The 13,784-nt window shown below is 70.5% G+C and carries 15 protein-coding genes; 9 read left to right on the forward strand and 6 right to left on the reverse strand.

Annotated features, from left to right (window positions below; translation table 11 throughout):
* Window positions 1-193 precede the first annotated feature (193 nt).
* Window positions 194-841 (forward strand): DedA family protein, encoded by a 648-nt coding sequence (locus tag ACWED2_RS19800; RefSeq protein ID WP_449691956.1) that lies wholly within the window; start codon window positions 194-196, stop codon window positions 839-841.
* Here ACWED2_RS19800 and ACWED2_RS19805 read toward each other — a convergent pair.
* Window positions 838-1,728 (reverse strand): EamA family transporter, encoded by an 891-nt coding sequence (locus ACWED2_RS19805; RefSeq protein WP_449691936.1) that lies wholly within the window; start codon window positions 1,726-1,728, stop codon window positions 838-840. The genes ACWED2_RS19800 and ACWED2_RS19805 overlap by 4 nt on opposite strands.
* An 86-nt stretch (window positions 1,729-1,814) precedes the next feature.
* Between ACWED2_RS19805 and ACWED2_RS19810 the strand changes: the two genes are divergently transcribed.
* Window positions 1,815-2,720 carry a LysR family transcriptional regulator gene (locus tag ACWED2_RS19810; RefSeq protein ID WP_449691937.1) on the forward strand — a complete coding sequence of 302 codons (906 nt, stop codon included), beginning with the start codon at window positions 1,815-1,817 and terminating at the stop codon, window positions 2,718-2,720.
* Here ACWED2_RS19810 and ACWED2_RS19815 read toward each other — a convergent pair.
* Entirely contained in the window at window positions 2,710-3,312 is a 603-nt protein-coding gene (locus ACWED2_RS19815; protein WP_449691938.1) for a TetR/AcrR family transcriptional regulator, read from the reverse strand. The genes ACWED2_RS19810 and ACWED2_RS19815 overlap by 11 nt on opposite strands.
* 59 nt (window positions 3,313-3,371) lie before the next feature.
* On the opposite strand from ACWED2_RS19815, the gene ACWED2_RS19820 reads away from it, so the two are divergent.
* Window positions 3,372-3,974 carry a peroxiredoxin-like family protein gene (locus ACWED2_RS19820; protein WP_449691939.1) on the forward strand — a complete coding sequence of 201 codons (603 nt, stop codon included), beginning with the start codon at window positions 3,372-3,374 and terminating at the stop codon, window positions 3,972-3,974.
* Here the strand turns inward: ACWED2_RS19820 and ACWED2_RS19825 are convergent.
* Entirely contained in the window at window positions 3,961-4,512 is a 552-nt protein-coding gene (locus ACWED2_RS19825; RefSeq protein WP_449691940.1) for a DedA family protein, read from the reverse strand. The two genes, ACWED2_RS19820 and ACWED2_RS19825, sit on opposite strands and share 14 nt — an antisense overlap.
* Window positions 4,513-4,644: 132 nt before the next feature.
* Here ACWED2_RS19825 and ACWED2_RS19830 point away from each other — a divergent pair, with 132 nt between their 5' ends.
* Window positions 4,645-5,547, forward strand: a complete 903-nt coding sequence (locus tag ACWED2_RS19830) for an SDR family oxidoreductase (protein WP_449691941.1) — start codon at window positions 4,645-4,647, stop codon at window positions 5,545-5,547.
* Here the strand turns inward: ACWED2_RS19830 and ACWED2_RS19835 are convergent.
* Window positions 5,538-6,515, reverse strand: coding sequence for a helix-turn-helix transcriptional regulator (locus ACWED2_RS19835; protein WP_449691942.1), 978 nt, complete (start codon window positions 6,513-6,515; stop codon window positions 5,538-5,540). The genes ACWED2_RS19830 and ACWED2_RS19835 overlap by 10 nt on opposite strands.
* Window positions 6,512-8,272, reverse strand: a complete 1,761-nt coding sequence (leuA, locus tag ACWED2_RS19840) for a 2-isopropylmalate synthase (protein WP_449691943.1) — start codon at window positions 8,270-8,272, stop codon at window positions 6,512-6,514. The genes ACWED2_RS19835 and leuA overlap by 4 nt, the downstream gene beginning before the upstream one ends.
* Window positions 8,273-8,500: 228 nt before the next feature.
* Between leuA and ACWED2_RS19845 the strand changes: the two genes are divergently transcribed.
* The gene (locus tag ACWED2_RS19845; protein WP_449691944.1) at window positions 8,501-8,866 is read left to right on the forward strand and encodes a hypothetical protein; all 366 of its coding nucleotides are present in this window, start codon (window positions 8,501-8,503) and stop codon (window positions 8,864-8,866) included.
* Here the strand turns inward: ACWED2_RS19845 and ACWED2_RS19850 are convergent.
* The gene (locus ACWED2_RS19850) at window positions 8,861-9,451 is read right to left on the reverse strand and encodes a nitroreductase family protein (protein ID WP_449691945.1); all 591 of its coding nucleotides are present in this window, start codon (window positions 9,449-9,451) and stop codon (window positions 8,861-8,863) included. The two genes, ACWED2_RS19845 and ACWED2_RS19850, sit on opposite strands and share 6 nt — an antisense overlap.
* A 228-nt stretch (window positions 9,452-9,679) precedes the next feature.
* On the opposite strand from ACWED2_RS19850, the gene ACWED2_RS19855 reads away from it, so the two are divergent.
* From ACWED2_RS19855 to ACWED2_RS19870, 4 genes are all read left to right on the forward strand, one after another.
* A complete protein-coding gene (locus ACWED2_RS19855) occupies window positions 9,680-10,945 on the forward strand; it encodes an aspartate kinase (protein WP_086849838.1) in 1,266 nt (421 codons plus the stop codon).
* Window positions 10,945-11,985: an aspartate-semialdehyde dehydrogenase gene (locus tag ACWED2_RS19860; protein WP_449691946.1), complete on the forward strand. Its 1,041-nt coding sequence runs from the start codon at window positions 10,945-10,947 to the stop codon at window positions 11,983-11,985. The genes ACWED2_RS19855 and ACWED2_RS19860 overlap by 1 nt, the downstream gene beginning before the upstream one ends.
* Window positions 11,986-12,074: 89 nt before the next feature.
* On the forward strand, window positions 12,075-13,265 hold the full coding sequence (locus tag ACWED2_RS19865) for an RtcB family protein (RefSeq protein ID WP_449691947.1): 1,191 nt from the start codon (window positions 12,075-12,077) through the stop codon (window positions 13,263-13,265).
* 15 nt (window positions 13,266-13,280) lie between these two features.
* Window positions 13,281-13,661, forward strand: coding sequence for a hypothetical protein (locus ACWED2_RS19870; RefSeq protein WP_449691948.1), 381 nt, complete (start codon window positions 13,281-13,283; stop codon window positions 13,659-13,661).
* The last annotated feature ends 123 nt before the right edge of the window (window positions 13,662-13,784 follow it).

Raw genomic sequence — 13,784 nt, forward strand, 5'->3', positions numbered from 1 at the left:
GGAGGCTTTGGCCGACAGCAGGCTTGGGCCTGCCAGGCAGCTGAAAGTGGGCTGGTCGGCGCTGAGCGCGGCTGGACCCCGACCAAAGTCGTACCCCGGGCAATACCTGAGGATGCCGCCCCGCGCGCATCGCCCCCGGTACCCTTCGGAAAGCGAACACCGATCCGGACGTAGGTACCAGGGGGTACGGGCTGTGCACATCGACCAATGGCTGGAGGCGATCCCGCCGCTTTCGGTGTACCTGATCGTCGGTGCGGTGATCATGATCGAAAGCCTCGGGATTCCGCTGCCCGGCGAGATCGTGCTGGTCAGCGCCGCCCTGTTGGCGTCGCAGCACAGCAACCTGAGTCCGCTTTGGATCGGTGTTCTGGCCAGTGCGGGCGCCATCATCGGCGACAGCATCGGCTACTTCATCGGGAAAACCGGTGGGCAACGGCTGTTCGCCTGGGCCGGCCGGAAATTCCCGAAGCATTTCGGCCCGGCGCACCTCGCCAACGCCGAACGGATCTTCAACAAACGCGGTGTGTGGGCCGTCTTCCTCGGCCGGTTCATCGCTTTCCTGCGGATCCTCGCCGGCCCGCTCGCCGGGTCGCTGCGCATGCACTACCCGAAGTTCCTGCTGGCGAACGCGGCCGGCGGCATCGTCTGGGCCGGCGGCACCACCGCGGCCGTCTACTACCTCGGCGTGGTCGCCGAGGAGTGGCTCGGCCGGTTCTCCAAGTTCGGCCTGGTCGCCGCGATCGTCATCGGCGTCGTCGTCTTCTTCGTCATGAAGAAGCGCCTCGGCCGCCACCCCGTGGAACCCGTGGAAGAGGAAAAGCAGGAAGAGACGGCCGCCTAAACGGCGACCAGTTCCCGCTTGGGCGCGAGCCGGAGCGAGCCCAGCAGCACTCCCGCGATCACGACCACGGCGGCGCCCACCTCCAGCCAGGTCGGCCGCTCGCCCAGGAACACGAACGACGCCGTCAGCCCGACCACCGGCACCAGCAGCGAGAACGGCGACACCACGCCGGCCGGGTTGCGGCGCATCAACGTGGTCCACAGGCCCGATCCGACGACCGTGCCGATCAGCACCACGTAGGCCAGCCCGCCCAGCGCGGTCAGCCCGGTCGGCGTCCCGAGCGTCGCCAGCGAGCGCCACTGCGCGGCCGGGCCCTCCATGACCAGCGAAAGCGCGAACATCGGCAGCGGCGGCACCACCGACATCCACAGCGTGAAGTGCAGCGGGTTGTCCGGCTCGGCCTTGCGCGTGCTCAGGTTGCCGAACGCCCAGCTCAGCGCGGCCAGCAGGGTCAGGACCATCGGCAGCAGCGCCGCGTGCCCGGACCGCTGCCACGCGATCGCGGCCATCCCGGCCACCGCCAGCGCGATGCCGGCCAGCTGGTGCGGGGTGACGCGTTCGCGCAGGAACACCGCGCCGAGCAGCACCGTGAACGGCGCCGAAGCCTGCAGCACCAGCGACGCGAGCCCGGTCGGCATCCCGGTGTCCATCGCGATGAACAGGAACGCGAACTGCCCGGTGCCGAAGCCCAGCCCGTAGCCGAGCAGGTGCCGCACCTTCACCTTCGGCCACGGCACGAACAGGATCGTCGGGACGGCGATCACGGCGAACCGCAGCGCACCCGCGAACACCGGCGGGAACTGGCCGAGCGTGGCGTGGATGGCCAGGAAGTTGAGGCCCCAGAGGACGGCGACGAGCACGGCGAGCAAACGGTCACGAGCGGGCATACCCCCACTGTGTCAACGACGACCGTGAAGGACCAGCGAGAATATCTGCAGGGACCTTGTAGCAGTGCTTCAAGTACAGTGGCGGCGTGGATCTGGGCCGGCTGCGCACGCTGCGGGAGTTCGCCGACCGCGGGAGCGTGACGGCGGCCGCGCGGGCCCTGCACTGCACGCCGTCCGCCGTCTCGCAGCAGCTGCGCGCGCTGCAGGGCGAGGTCGGCCTGCCGCTCACCGAGCCGGCGGGCCGGGGCCTGCGGCTGACCGACGCGGGCCGGGCGCTGGTCGCCCGCGCCGACGAGGTGCTCGCCGCGCTCGAACGCGCGGAGTCCGAACTGGACACCTACCGCAGCGCGCCGCGCGGGCGGGTGCGGATCGCGATCTTCCAGTCGGCCGGGCTGATGCTGCTGCCGGGGCTGCTCTCGCGCGTCGCCGGGTACGACGGCCTGGAGGTGGACGTCCGGGACGTCGACATGACGCCGCCGGAGGTGCCCGGCCTGGTCGCGGACTACGACATCGTCGTGGCGCACCGCGACGAGCACGCGCCGGAGTTCGACTCCGGCCGCCTCGAGGTGGTGCCGCTGCTGCGCGAACCGCTCGACGTCGCGCTGCCGGCCGGGCACCGACTGGCGAGCCGGCGCCGGGTCGAGCTGGCCGAGCTGGCGGACGAACGCTGGATCGGCGTCGACCACGGCTTCCCGGTGGACGACGTGCTGCGCTCGCTGACCGTCCGCACCGGCGTGCGGCCGGTCGTCGTCCAGCGGATCAACGACTTCAGGATCACCGAGCGGCTGGTCGCGGCCGGCCACGGCATCGCGCTGTTGCCGCGGTACACGATGGACACCCGCCGCGGGAGCGGGCTGGTCGGGCGGCCGCTCGCCGGGATCCGCGCGGCCCGGCTGGTGGAGGCGGTGTGCCGCACCGGTGCGCGGCAGCGCCCGGCCGTGGCCAAGGTGATCGACGAACTGCGCGCGGAGATCGCCCAGCTCACCGCTTGAAGCCGCGCAGGTAGGCCAGCGCGATGCCGAGCGCGTCCTCCAGTGCCGTGAGGTCGTGCCGGATGTGGGCCAGCAGCAGTCCACCTTGGACGGACGTCATCGCCGCCTGCGCCAGCCGCGCCGGGTCGGCGTCCGGGTCGAGTTCTCCCTTGTCCTGCAACGTGCTCAGCCCACGCTCCAGGTGGGACTCCCACGCCCGGTAGGCCCGGTCGACCAGCGGCGCGAGCTTCGGGTTGTCGCCCACCTCGCCCGCGAGGTTGCCCAGCGGACAGGCGATCGGGCCGCCCGCGCGGCGGTGGACGTCCAGCAGCTGCTCTTTCCACGTTTCGAGGTCGGCCCAGGCGGCGAGCGTGAAGATCGCCGGCTGGTTGCCGAGGATCTGCTCGAGGTACCGGTCGATCACGGCTCCGACCAGCTGTTCCTTGTTCTTGAAGTAGTGGTACATCTGCGATTTCCCGGCCCCGCTCGCGGCGAGCACCTTGTCGACGCTCGTGCCCGCGACGCCGTCGACGTACATCAGCGCGGCCGCGGCGTCGACGATCGCGTCGCGGGTTCGCTTGCCGCGCGGGGTCGAAGCTGCTTGCGCCTCCATGTACTGAATAGTACAGTTCGGCTCACTGTACCGATCAGTACAACCAGCTAGGGGGATCCATGACGCTCGAAGCCGCCCTGACCGGGCTGAACGACACCCTCCGGGGTGCCCTGCCGCCGGAGCTCGCCGAAATCCTCGACGCGGACCGGCGCCGTGCCGCGACGGACTTCGCCGAGGTGGGCGACAAGATCGAGGACTTCACGCTGCCGGGGGCCGACGGCGTGCCGACGGGCTTGGCCGAGCTCGTGGCCGGCGGGGCCGCGGTGCTCGTGTTCTACCGCGGCCAGTGGTGCCCGTACTGCAACCTGACCCTGCGCACCTACCAGCAGGAACTGCTGCCCGAGCTGGAGAAGCGCGGCGCGACCCTCGCCGCGATCAGCCCGCAGAAGCCCGATGGGCCGGTGCCCGACCTGGCGTTTCCCGTGCTTTCGGACGTGGGCAGCACCGTGGGGCGGAGCCTCGGGTTGAGCTACCCGGTTTCCGACGTCGTGCGCGAGGCGATGAAGACGCTGGGTACGGACCTCGAGGAGGTCAACGGGAGCTGGGAGCTGGTCCACCCGGCCGTCGTCGTGGTCGGCCGCGACCGGGTGATCCGGTTCATCGACGTCCACCCGGATTTCGTCACGCGGACCGAACCGGCGGACATCCTCAAAGCGCTCTAGCCGACCGCTTCACGCCGTAGGTGAGCACCGAACCCAGGATCAGGGCCACGCCGAGGGAGAGCAGCAGGCTGATCCCGGGTTCGGTGACGATCCGGCCGCCGGCGTAGCCGAGGAAGGCCACGTACGACGTCCAGAGTGTGACGCCGACGGCCGAAGCGGCGAAGAACTCCGCCATCGGCCACCGGAGCGATCCGGCGAGGAGGGCGCCCAGCGTCCCACCCGACGGCAGCCAGCGGGCGGCCACCAGCACCGGCCGGGGGTGGCGCTGCAGCCGCCCGTCGAGCCAGCCGAGGCCGGCGGCGAACTTCCGCCGCCGGCTCAGCCGGTCCAGCGCCGCCCGGCCACCGAACCGGCCGAGGGCGTAGAGCGCCTGGTCGGACGCCAGGCACCCGGCACTCGCCACGGCGATCACCAGCGCCAGCGACGTCCCGCCCTGCGCCGCTTCGACGCCCATGCCGAGGATGGTCACCTCGGTGGGCAGCAGCGGCACGAGCGCGACGACGAACAGCACCAGCAGTCCCGCCGTCGATCCGTCCACACCTCCATTAACCGCCCGCTCGGGGCCGGGTACTCCCGATCACCGGGGACTCACAGCAACCCGACAGCTCGGCCACAGATTCGCGCCGAAACCATGCCAGGAGTTGTCATGGTTCGCCCGGACGCTGGGCCCATGAACGCACTTTCCGGAAAAGTCGCACTGGTGGCGGGCGGCACGCGCGGCGCGAGCCGGGCGATCGCCGTCGAACTCGGCCGCGCGGGCGCCTTCGTGTACGTGACCGGCCGGACGACCCGCGCCGGACGGTCCGAAGTGGACCGTCCGGAGACGATCGAGGAGACGGCCGAGCTGGTCGAGAAGGCGGGTGGCCAGGCGGAAGCGATCCGCGTCGACCACCTGGTGCCGGCCGAGGTCGAGGCGCTGGCCAAGCGGATCGACCGCCTCGACGTCCTGGTCGACGGCCTCTGGGGCGGTGACCAGCACCTCGGCTGGGGCAAGCCGGTGTGGGAGCACGACCTCGAGGCGGGGCTGCGGATGATCCGCCTCGGCATCGACGCACACCTGATCACCAGCCACTTCCTGTTCCCGCTGCTGATCGAGCAGCCGGGCGGGCTGGTCGTCGAGCTGACCGATGGCACGGCGGAGTACAACGCGAAGTACCGCGAAGGCACTTCGCTGCCGTTCTACGTCGCGAAGGCGTCGGCGCACCTGCTGGCGATCGGCGAGGCCGCCGAGCTGGCCGCGCACGGCGCGACCGCGGTGGCCTTCACGCCGGGGTACCTGCGGTCCGAGGCGATGCTGGAGGCCTACGGGGTGACGGAGGAGAACTGGCGTGACGCGTGCGAGCGCGTCCCCCACTTCGCGATCTCGGAGACGCCGACGTTCTGCGGGCGGACGGTGGCGGCGCTGGCCGCGGACCCGGACCGGCACCGGTGGACCGGGCAGACGGTGAACAGCGGGCAGCTGGCGAAGGAGTACGGCGTGGACGACGTCGACGGCAGCCGGCCGGACGGGTGGCGGTACATGACGGAGGTGGCCGACCGGGGAAAGCCCGCGGACACCACCGGCTACCGCTGAGCGTTGCGGGCGGCCAGTTCCGCGCCGATCGCGGCCAGCGCCGCCCGCAGCCCGGGCGGGTCCAGCACCTCCACCCCGGGACTCAACGCGACCAGCTGACCGAGGCCGATCTCGCCGTCTTCCAGCGCGAGCTCGGCCTCGGCCCAGCCGTCCGCACCCGGCGTCCCCAGTGAAACCACCGTGTCCGCGAGGTGCTCCCCGCCGAAAACCCGCCGCAGCTCCCGCACGGCTGTCCGGTCCAACCGCGCCCGGACCCGCACCGGCCGCGCCACCTGCTCGAACGCCGCTGACGACGACCGCCACCAGCGTGCCAGGTCGAAGTCCGGCGGCCGCTCGAACGCCTCGTCGAGCCGGTCCGCCGAGAGGATCCGCGACACCCGGTACGTCCGCAGCGCGCCATCCGGGACCACCCGGGCCACCAGGTACCAGACGCCCGCCTTCAGCACGAGCCCCAGCGGCTCGAGCTCCCGTGAAGCCACCTTGTCCCGGCGCCGGTAGGTGACCGAGACCCGCCGCTGCGACCACACCGCCTGCGCCACCGCCGCCAGGGACGGCGGCTCGTCCGGCGAGCCGAACCAGCCCGGCGCGTCCAGGTGGAACCGCCCGGCCACCAAGGCCGCGTGTTCCCGCAGCTCCGCAGGCATCCCCGCGGCCACTTTCGCCCGCGCCGCGCTGCTCGCCGTGTCCAGGCCGAGGCCCGCGAGCGCCGACGGCACCCCCAGCGCGAACAGCGCCACGGCCTCGCGCGCCGTCAGCCCGTCGAGCCCGGAGCGCCAGCCGTCGACCAGGCGGAAGCCGCCGTGGCGGCCCGGCTCCGTCCACAGCGGAACGCCCGCTTCACGCAGGGCCGCCAGGTCGCGGTGCATCGTCCGTTCCGAAACGCCCAGTTCGGAAGCGAGTTCGGCGGCGGTCGCGCTGCGGCGCCGTTGCAGCGTGAACAACAACGCGACCAGCCGCTCCGCCCTCACCGGTTGGCGCGGTTCACCGCCGAGACGACCGCGCGCAGCGACGCCGTGACGATCGACGGGTCGATGCCGATGCCCCAGAACACCCGGTCCGAGATCGCGCACTCGATGTACGACGCTGCGCGCGCGTCGTCGCCCGGGGAGAGCGTGTGCTCGTTGTAGTCCAGCAGGCGCAGGTCGTAGCCGACCGTCGACAGCGCGTCGAAGAACGCCGCGATCGGGCCATTGCCGCGGCCGGTGATCTCGTGCTCGTCACCCTCCACGCGGACCGTCGCGGTGATGTCGTACTCGCCGTCGCCGTTGTCGCGGACGTGCTGGCGGACCAGCTCCAGCGGCGTCTTCAGCTCCAGGTACTCGGCCGCGAAGGCGTTGTACATCGTCGTCGGGTCGACCTCGCCGCCCTCGGAGTCGGTGTAGCGCTGGATGACCTTCGAGAACTCGATCTGCAGCCGGCGCGGCAGGTCGAGCTGGTGCTCGGCCTTCATGATGTAGGCGACGCCGCCCTTGCCGGACTGCGAGTTCACCCGGATCACGGCCTCGTACGTGCGGCCGACGTCCTTCGGGTCGATCGGCAGGTACGGGACCTCCCACGGGAACTCGTCGACCGGTACGCCCGCCTTGTCCGCGGCGTCCTTCAGCGCGTCGAGGCCCTTGTTGATCGCGTCCTGGTGACTGCCCGAGAACGCGGTGAACACCAGGTCGCCGCCCCACGGCGAGCGCTCGCCCACCGGCAGCTGGTTGCAGTACTCGACCGTCCGCTTGATCTCGTCCATGTCGGAGAAGTCGATCTGCGGGTCGATGCCCTGGCTGTAGAGGTTCATGCCCAGCGCGACCAGGTCGACGTTGCCGGTGCGCTCGCCGTTGCCGAACAGGCAGCCCTCGATCCGGTCCGCGCCGGCCTGGTAGCCCAGCTCGGCGGCGGCGATGCCGGTGCCGCGGTCGTTGTGCGGGTGCAGCGACAGGATCACCGAGTCGCGGCGGGCCAGGTTCCGGCTCATCCACTCGATCGAGTCGGCGTAGACGTTCGGCGTCGCCATCTCGACGGTAGCCGGCAGGTTCAGGATCACCGGCTTCTCCGGCGTCGGCTGCCAGATCTCGGTGACGGCGTTGCAGACCTCGAGCGCGTAGGACAGCTCGGTGCCGGTGTAGGACTCCGGCGAGTACTGGAACCGGAAGTCGGTGTCGGGCTGCTTGGCGGCCAGCTCGACGACCATTTCCGCGGCCTGCGTCGCGATCTTCTTGATGCCTTCGCGCTCCTCGCGGAAGACCACGCGGCGCTGCAGGATCGACGTCGAGTTGTAGATGTGCACGATCGCGCGCGGCGCCCCTTCGAGCGACTGGAAGGTCCGCTCGATCAGCTCGGGACGGCACTGGGTCAGCACCTGGATGCTGACGTCGTCCGGGATCGCGTGGTCTTCGATGATCTCGCGGACGAAGTCGAAGTCCGTCTGCGACGCCGCCGGGAAGCCGACCTCGATCTCCTTGTAGCCCATGCGGACCAGCAGGTCGAAGAACTTGCGCTTGCGCGCCGGCGACATCGGGTCGATCAGGGCCTGGTTGCCGTCACGCAGGTCGACGGCGCACCACAGCGGCGCGCGCTCGATGCGCTTCTCGGGCCAGGTGCGGTCGGGCAGGTCGATGTTCTCGACCAGGTCGTACCAGGGGCGGTAGCGGTGCACCGGCATGGACGTGCCGCGCTGGGTGTTCCAGGCGGGCTGGCCGGCGGGCGCGGGACGCGAAGGTTTGCGGATCTTGCTCATGGGATTTGGGGTGTCTCCAGCTCGACGGGTGCGACCGGCACCACGAAGCCCCGCGACGGGGAGCCGGTCCGGTCAGGCCCCGTCGCGGCAGCGAAGCAGGAGAGCACGCGCCACGGCCCCACCATAACCACGGAACACTGCGTGAGGAAAGCCGGGCCGCGATGGAACTGTGACCCGGATGGTTACCTGCGGGTAGCAATCAGCCTGGTCCCATGCGAAACTGCGGGCATGGGTGAGCACGCAGAGTCGTCGGAGGAGACCCGCGTCTCCCGCCGCGCCGCCGTCGACTGGCGCCGGACCGGGGGCAAGGTGGCCTCGGTGGTGGCGTCGATCGTCCGCTGGGTCGGCTTGGTCTTCGCCGCGTTCCTGGTGATCCACGTGATCTTCACGGTCGGCTCGGCCAACCCGGACAACGGCATCGTGTCGTTCGTGAAGTCCTGGGCGGACAGCCTCGCGCTCGGCTTCAGCGACCTGTTCACGCCGAGTGACGAAAAGCTGCGCGTGCTGGTCAACTACGGCATCGCGGCCATCTTCTGGATGGTCGTGTCCGGGATCGTCGCCAAGGTCATCCGCCGTGTCGGCGGGGCGTCATAGCGCCGGCTTGCCCCACTGGCCGGTGAAGGCGAACTCCTCGAGCGGCAGCCGGGCCCGGTCCGCCTTCTCCCGTTCGATCCGCCAGTCCTCCTCCAGGACCTCCGGTGCCGCCGGCTTCCCGACGGCGATCGCGACCTTCGCGACGGCGTCCTCCGGCAGCGAGAACGCCGCCCGCGCGGCGTCCGGTGAGAACCCCGCCATCTGGTGCGCGATCAAGCCCAGCTCGACCGCCTGCAGCACGAGGTTCTCCGACGCCAGCCCGAGCCCGTACTCCGCATAGGGGACATCCCCCTTCTCGTTGGTCGTCACCATGACGCCGATCAGCAGCAGGCTCGCCCGGTGTGCCCAGGCCTGGTTGCCCGAGTTGAGCGTCGAGAGGATCGCGTCGAACGACGGCGTGCCGCGGACGCCCACCAGGTAGCGGGCCGGCTGGGTGTTGCCGAACGACGGCGCCCAGCGGGCCGCTTCGAGCAGCGCGCGTACCTGCTCGTGGGTGACGACGGCTGACTCGTCGTAGGCCCGCGGGCTCCACCGTTCCGCCATCAGGGTTGCGATCGGGACACTCGTCACAGCTGGTTTCCGCACGTTCTTCACCGTACCCAGGAGTGCGCTGCATCACTCGGGAGGAAGGGCTCCGCGCATTTCGTTGGTGTTGCGGAAGATTTACTTCCACGACACCCGCGGGACGAGTGAGCCCCACGTCAAGAGGGTGGCGGGCCGCCGAAGCCCCGGTAGGCTCCTGGTCAAATCATGGGACGCGGGGGCTCCTCGGTGCCCACCAGGGAGCCGCCCGGCCCGCGAGGAGGTTCGGGCGTGGCCCTCGTGGTCCAGAAGTACGGCGGATCGTCGCTGGAAAGTGCCGACCGGATCAAGCGCGTGGCGGAGCGGATCGTCGCGACGAAGAAGGCGGGCAACGACGTCGTCGTCGTCTGCTCGGCGATGGGTGACACCACCGACGAGCTGCTCGACCTGGCGCAGCAGGTGAACCCGGCGCCGCCGGAGCGGGAGATGGACATGCTGCTCACCGCCGGTGAGCGCATCTCGAACTCGCTGGTCGCGATGGCGATCGCGGCCCAGGGCGCCGAGGCGTGGTCGTTCACCGGTTCGCAGGCCGGCGTCGTCACGACGTCGGTGCACGGCAACGCGCGCATCATCGACGTCACCCCGAGCCGCGTCACCGAGGCCCTCGACCAGGGCTACATCGCGCTGGTCGCCGGCTTCCAGGGCGTCGCGCAGGACACCAAGGACATCACCACGCTGGGCCGCGGCGGCTCGGACACCACCGCCGTCGCGCTGGCCGCCGCGCTGAACGCCGACGTCTGCGAGATCTACTCCGATGTGGACGGTGTGTACACGGCCGACCCGCGGGTGGTGCCGGACGCGCGCAAGCTCGACACGGTCACCTACGAAGAGATGCTCGAGCTCGCCGCGAGCGGGTCGAAGATCCTGCACCTGCGGTCGGTCGAGTACGCGCGCCGCTACGGCGTCCCCATCCGAGTCCGTTCTTCCTACAGCGACAAGCCGGGCACGACGGTGACCGGTTCTATCGAGGAGATCCCCGTGGAACAAGCCCTGATCACCGGTGTGGCGCACGACCGCTCCGAAGCCAAGATCACGGTGACCGGGGTGCCGGACCACACCGGTGCCGCGGCCCGGATCTTCCGCGTGATCGCCGACGCCGAGATCGACATCGACATGGTGCTGCAGAACGTCTCCAGCACCGTCTCCGGCCGCACCGACATCACGTTCACGCTGTCGAAGGCCAACGGCGCCAAGGCCGTCAAGGAACTCGAGAAGGTCAAGGCGGAGATCGGCTTCGAGTCGGTCCTCTACGACGACCACGTCGGCAAGGTGTCGCTCGTCGGCGCCGGGATGCGCTCGCACCCGGGTGTCACGGCGACGTTCTGCGAAGCGCTGGCCGAGGCCGGCGTCAACATCGAAATCATCAACACCTCGGAGATCCGCATCTCGGTGCTGATCCGGGACGCGCAGCTCGACGACGCCGTGCGCGCGATCCACGAGGCGTTCGAACTCGGCGGCGACGAAGAAGCCGTCGTCTACGCGGGGAGTGGTCGCTGATGGCGGACGGGCTGCGGGTCGGGGTGGTCGGCGCGACCGGCCAGGTCGGTGCGGTGATGCGCAAGCTGCTGGCGGAGCGGGAGTTCCCGGTCGCCGAGCTGCGCTACTTCGCTTCGGCGCGCTCGGCGGGGTCGAAGCTCCCCTGGCGTGACACCGAAATCACGGTCGAGGACGCGTCGACGGCCGACCTGTCCGGTTTGGACATCGCGCTGTTCTCCGCGGGCGGCTCGACGTCGAAGGCGCAGGCGCCGCGGTTCGCCGCGGCCGGGGCCACGGTGATCGACAACTCCTCGGCGTTCCGGATGGACCCGGACGTGCCGCTGGTGGTCAGCGAGGTCAACCCCGAGGCGATCAAGGAAGCGCGCAAGGGGATCATCGCGAACCCCAACTGCACCACCATGGCCGCAATGCCGGTGCTGAAGCCGCTGCACGACGAGGCCGGGCTGGTCCGGCTCGTGGCGTCGACCTACCAGGCGGTGTCCGGCAGCGGGCTGGCCGGCGTCGACGAGCTCGCGGGCCAGGTGAAGGCGGCCGCCGAGCACGCTTCGCTGCTGACCCACGACGGGGCGGCGATCGAGTTCCCGAAGCCGGAGAAGTACGTCCGCCCGATCGCGTTCAACGTCCTCCCGATGGCCGGGTCCATTGTGGACGACGGCGAGCTGGAGACGGACGAGGAGAAGAAGTTCCGCAACGAGAGCCGCAAGATCCTGAGCATCCCGGGCCTCGGCGTCTCGTGCACGTGCGTGCGCGTGCCGGTGTTCTCGGGGCACTCGATCTCGGTGAACGCGGAGTTCGAGCGGCCGCTGTCGGTGGAGCGCGCGACGGAACTGCTGACCCACGCGGCGGGTGTCGAGCTGTCGGAGGTCCCGACCCCGCTCCAGGCGGCGGGCAACGACCCGAGCTACGTCGGCCGCATCCGCGTCGACCAGGGCGTCGAGGGCGGGCGCGGGCTGGCGCTGTTCATCTCGAACGACAACCTGCGCAAGGGCGCGGCGCTCAACGCCGTGCAGATCGCGGAGCTGGTGGCCCAGCAGCTGTAGACCACAGTGGACAGCTGAATAATCGCTTTTCGTTTGGCGGTGCCCGGGGGATCCTGGGCACCGCCAAACGCTTTCAAGGGGAGGAAACCATGTACACCGCTGTCGAGGGGGCCCGCGTCCCGATCCGGATGTGGGCGGATCCCGCGTCGGTCGAAGACCAGGCCATGCGGCAGCTGCACAACGTCGCGAACCTGCCGTGGGTGCACGGCGTCGCCGTGATGCCCGACGTCCACTACGGCAAGGGCGCCACCGTCGGCAGCGTCATCGCCATGCGCGACGCCGTCTCGCCGGCCGCCGTCGGGGTCGACATCGGGTGCGGGATGAGCGCCGTACGGACGTCGCTGACCGCCGCCGACCTGCCCGACGACCTCGGGAAGCTGCGCCGCCGGATCGAAAGCGCCGTCCCGGTCGGCTTCGGGCTGCACAAGACGCCGGTGAACCCGGCGAAGGTGCACGGCGTCGGCGGCTGGGACGCGTTCTGGAAGCAGTTCGGCGAGCTGCACACGGGCGTCCAGGACCTGCACGAGCGGGCCGCGCGGCAGATCGGGAGCCTCGGCGGCGGGAACCACTTCATCGAGGTCTGCCTCGAGCAGGGTGGCGCCGACGAGGGCCGGGTCTGGCTGATGCTGCACTCGGGTTCGCGCAACATCGGCAAGGAGCTGGCCGAGCGGCACATGGCCGTCGCGCGCAAGCTCCCGCACAACGCCGACCTGCCCGACCCGGACCTCGCGGTGTTCGTCGCGGGCACGCCGGAGATGCAGGCCTACCGGCGTGACCTGTTCTGGGCGCAGGACTACGCGGCGCGCAACCGGGCCACGATGGTCGCGCTGGTGAAGCAGGCGGTGCGCGACGAGCTCCCGCAGGTCGCTTTCGACGACGCGATCTCCTGCCACCACAACTACGTGGCCGAGGAGACCTACGACGGCGTCGAGCTGCTCGTCACCCGGAAGGGGGCGATCCGGGCGGGCTCGGGGGACCTCGGGATCATCCCGGGCAGCATGGGGACCGGTTCGTACATCGTCCGCGGGCTCGGCAACGAGTCGTCCTTCCAGTCGGCCTCGCACGGCGCCGGCCGCCGGATGTCGCGGAACAAGGCGAAGAAGCTCTTCACCGCGGACGACCTGGCGGCGCAGACGGCCGGCGTCGAATGCCGCAAGGACTCCGGCGTGGTCGACGAGATCCCGGCGGCGTACAAGGACATCGAAACGGTGATTCGCGCGCAGACGGACCTGGTCGAGGTCGTGGCGCACCTCAAGCAGGTGGTCTGCGTCAAGGGCTGACGGTACTTTGGCGCCATGACGAGGGGTGGAACGATCGCCGCGTTGCTGGCCGGAGCTGTACTGCTGCTGGGCGGGTGCGCCGAGGTCGGCAACGCGGTCGACCAGGGGAGCCGGACAGCGGACAAGGTCGCGGCGTGCACCGAGGCACTCGGGCTCGCCGACCTGAACCCGCTGGTCGACCCGGCCAGGTTCAAGGCACGCGCCGAGGACAAGGAGCGGCGGCTGCGCGAGCTCGCGGGTGACGTCCAGGACCAGGACGTCAAGAACGCGCTGCTCGGCATGGCCGACTCGTACGTCCAGGTGCAGAAGGAACGCATCGAGGACGCCGGCGTCGTCGCCGGGTGGGTGCAGCGCAACGTCAAGAAGCTCGACGCCCTTCGCGCCGCCTGCAGCTGACCCGTCCACCGCGGCCCGTCGTGAGTGGTAATTCGTTGGTATTAGGGAGGAAGAGCAAAACCAGGGGCCCGGCGCGGGGCGACGGGTGGGGGGTTGGGGTGGGGGGGTGGGTTGGGGTGTGTA

This window comes from Amycolatopsis sp. NPDC005003 (genome assembly GCF_053600695.1).

What these genes read in the sequence shown, in the direction of transcription:
- ACWED2_RS19805 (WP_449691936.1), bottom strand. Translation starts at nt 1,728, where the DNA reads ATGCCCGCTCGTGACCGTTTGCTCGCCGTGCTCGTCGCCGTCCTCTGG.
- ACWED2_RS19815 (WP_449691938.1), bottom strand. Translation starts at nt 3,312, where the DNA reads ATGGAGGCGCAAGCAGCTTCGACCCCGCGCGGCAAGCGAACCCGCGAC.
- ACWED2_RS19820 (WP_449691939.1), top strand. Translation starts at nt 3,372, where the DNA reads ATGACGCTCGAAGCCGCCCTGACCGGGCTGAACGACACCCTCCGGGGT.
- ACWED2_RS19830 (WP_449691941.1), top strand. Translation starts at nt 4,645, where the DNA reads ATGAACGCACTTTCCGGAAAAGTCGCACTGGTGGCGGGCGGCACGCGC.
- leuA (WP_449691943.1), bottom strand. Translation starts at nt 8,272, where the DNA reads ATGAGCAAGATCCGCAAACCTTCGCGTCCCGCGCCCGCCGGCCAGCCC.
- ACWED2_RS19845 (WP_449691944.1), top strand. Translation starts at nt 8,501, where the DNA reads ATGGGTGAGCACGCAGAGTCGTCGGAGGAGACCCGCGTCTCCCGCCGC.
- ACWED2_RS19860 (WP_449691946.1), top strand. Translation starts at nt 10,945, where the DNA reads ATGGCGGACGGGCTGCGGGTCGGGGTGGTCGGCGCGACCGGCCAGGTC.
- ACWED2_RS19865 (WP_449691947.1), top strand. Translation starts at nt 12,075, where the DNA reads ATGTACACCGCTGTCGAGGGGGCCCGCGTCCCGATCCGGATGTGGGCG.
- ACWED2_RS19870 (WP_449691948.1), top strand. Translation starts at nt 13,281, where the DNA reads ATGACGAGGGGTGGAACGATCGCCGCGTTGCTGGCCGGAGCTGTACTG.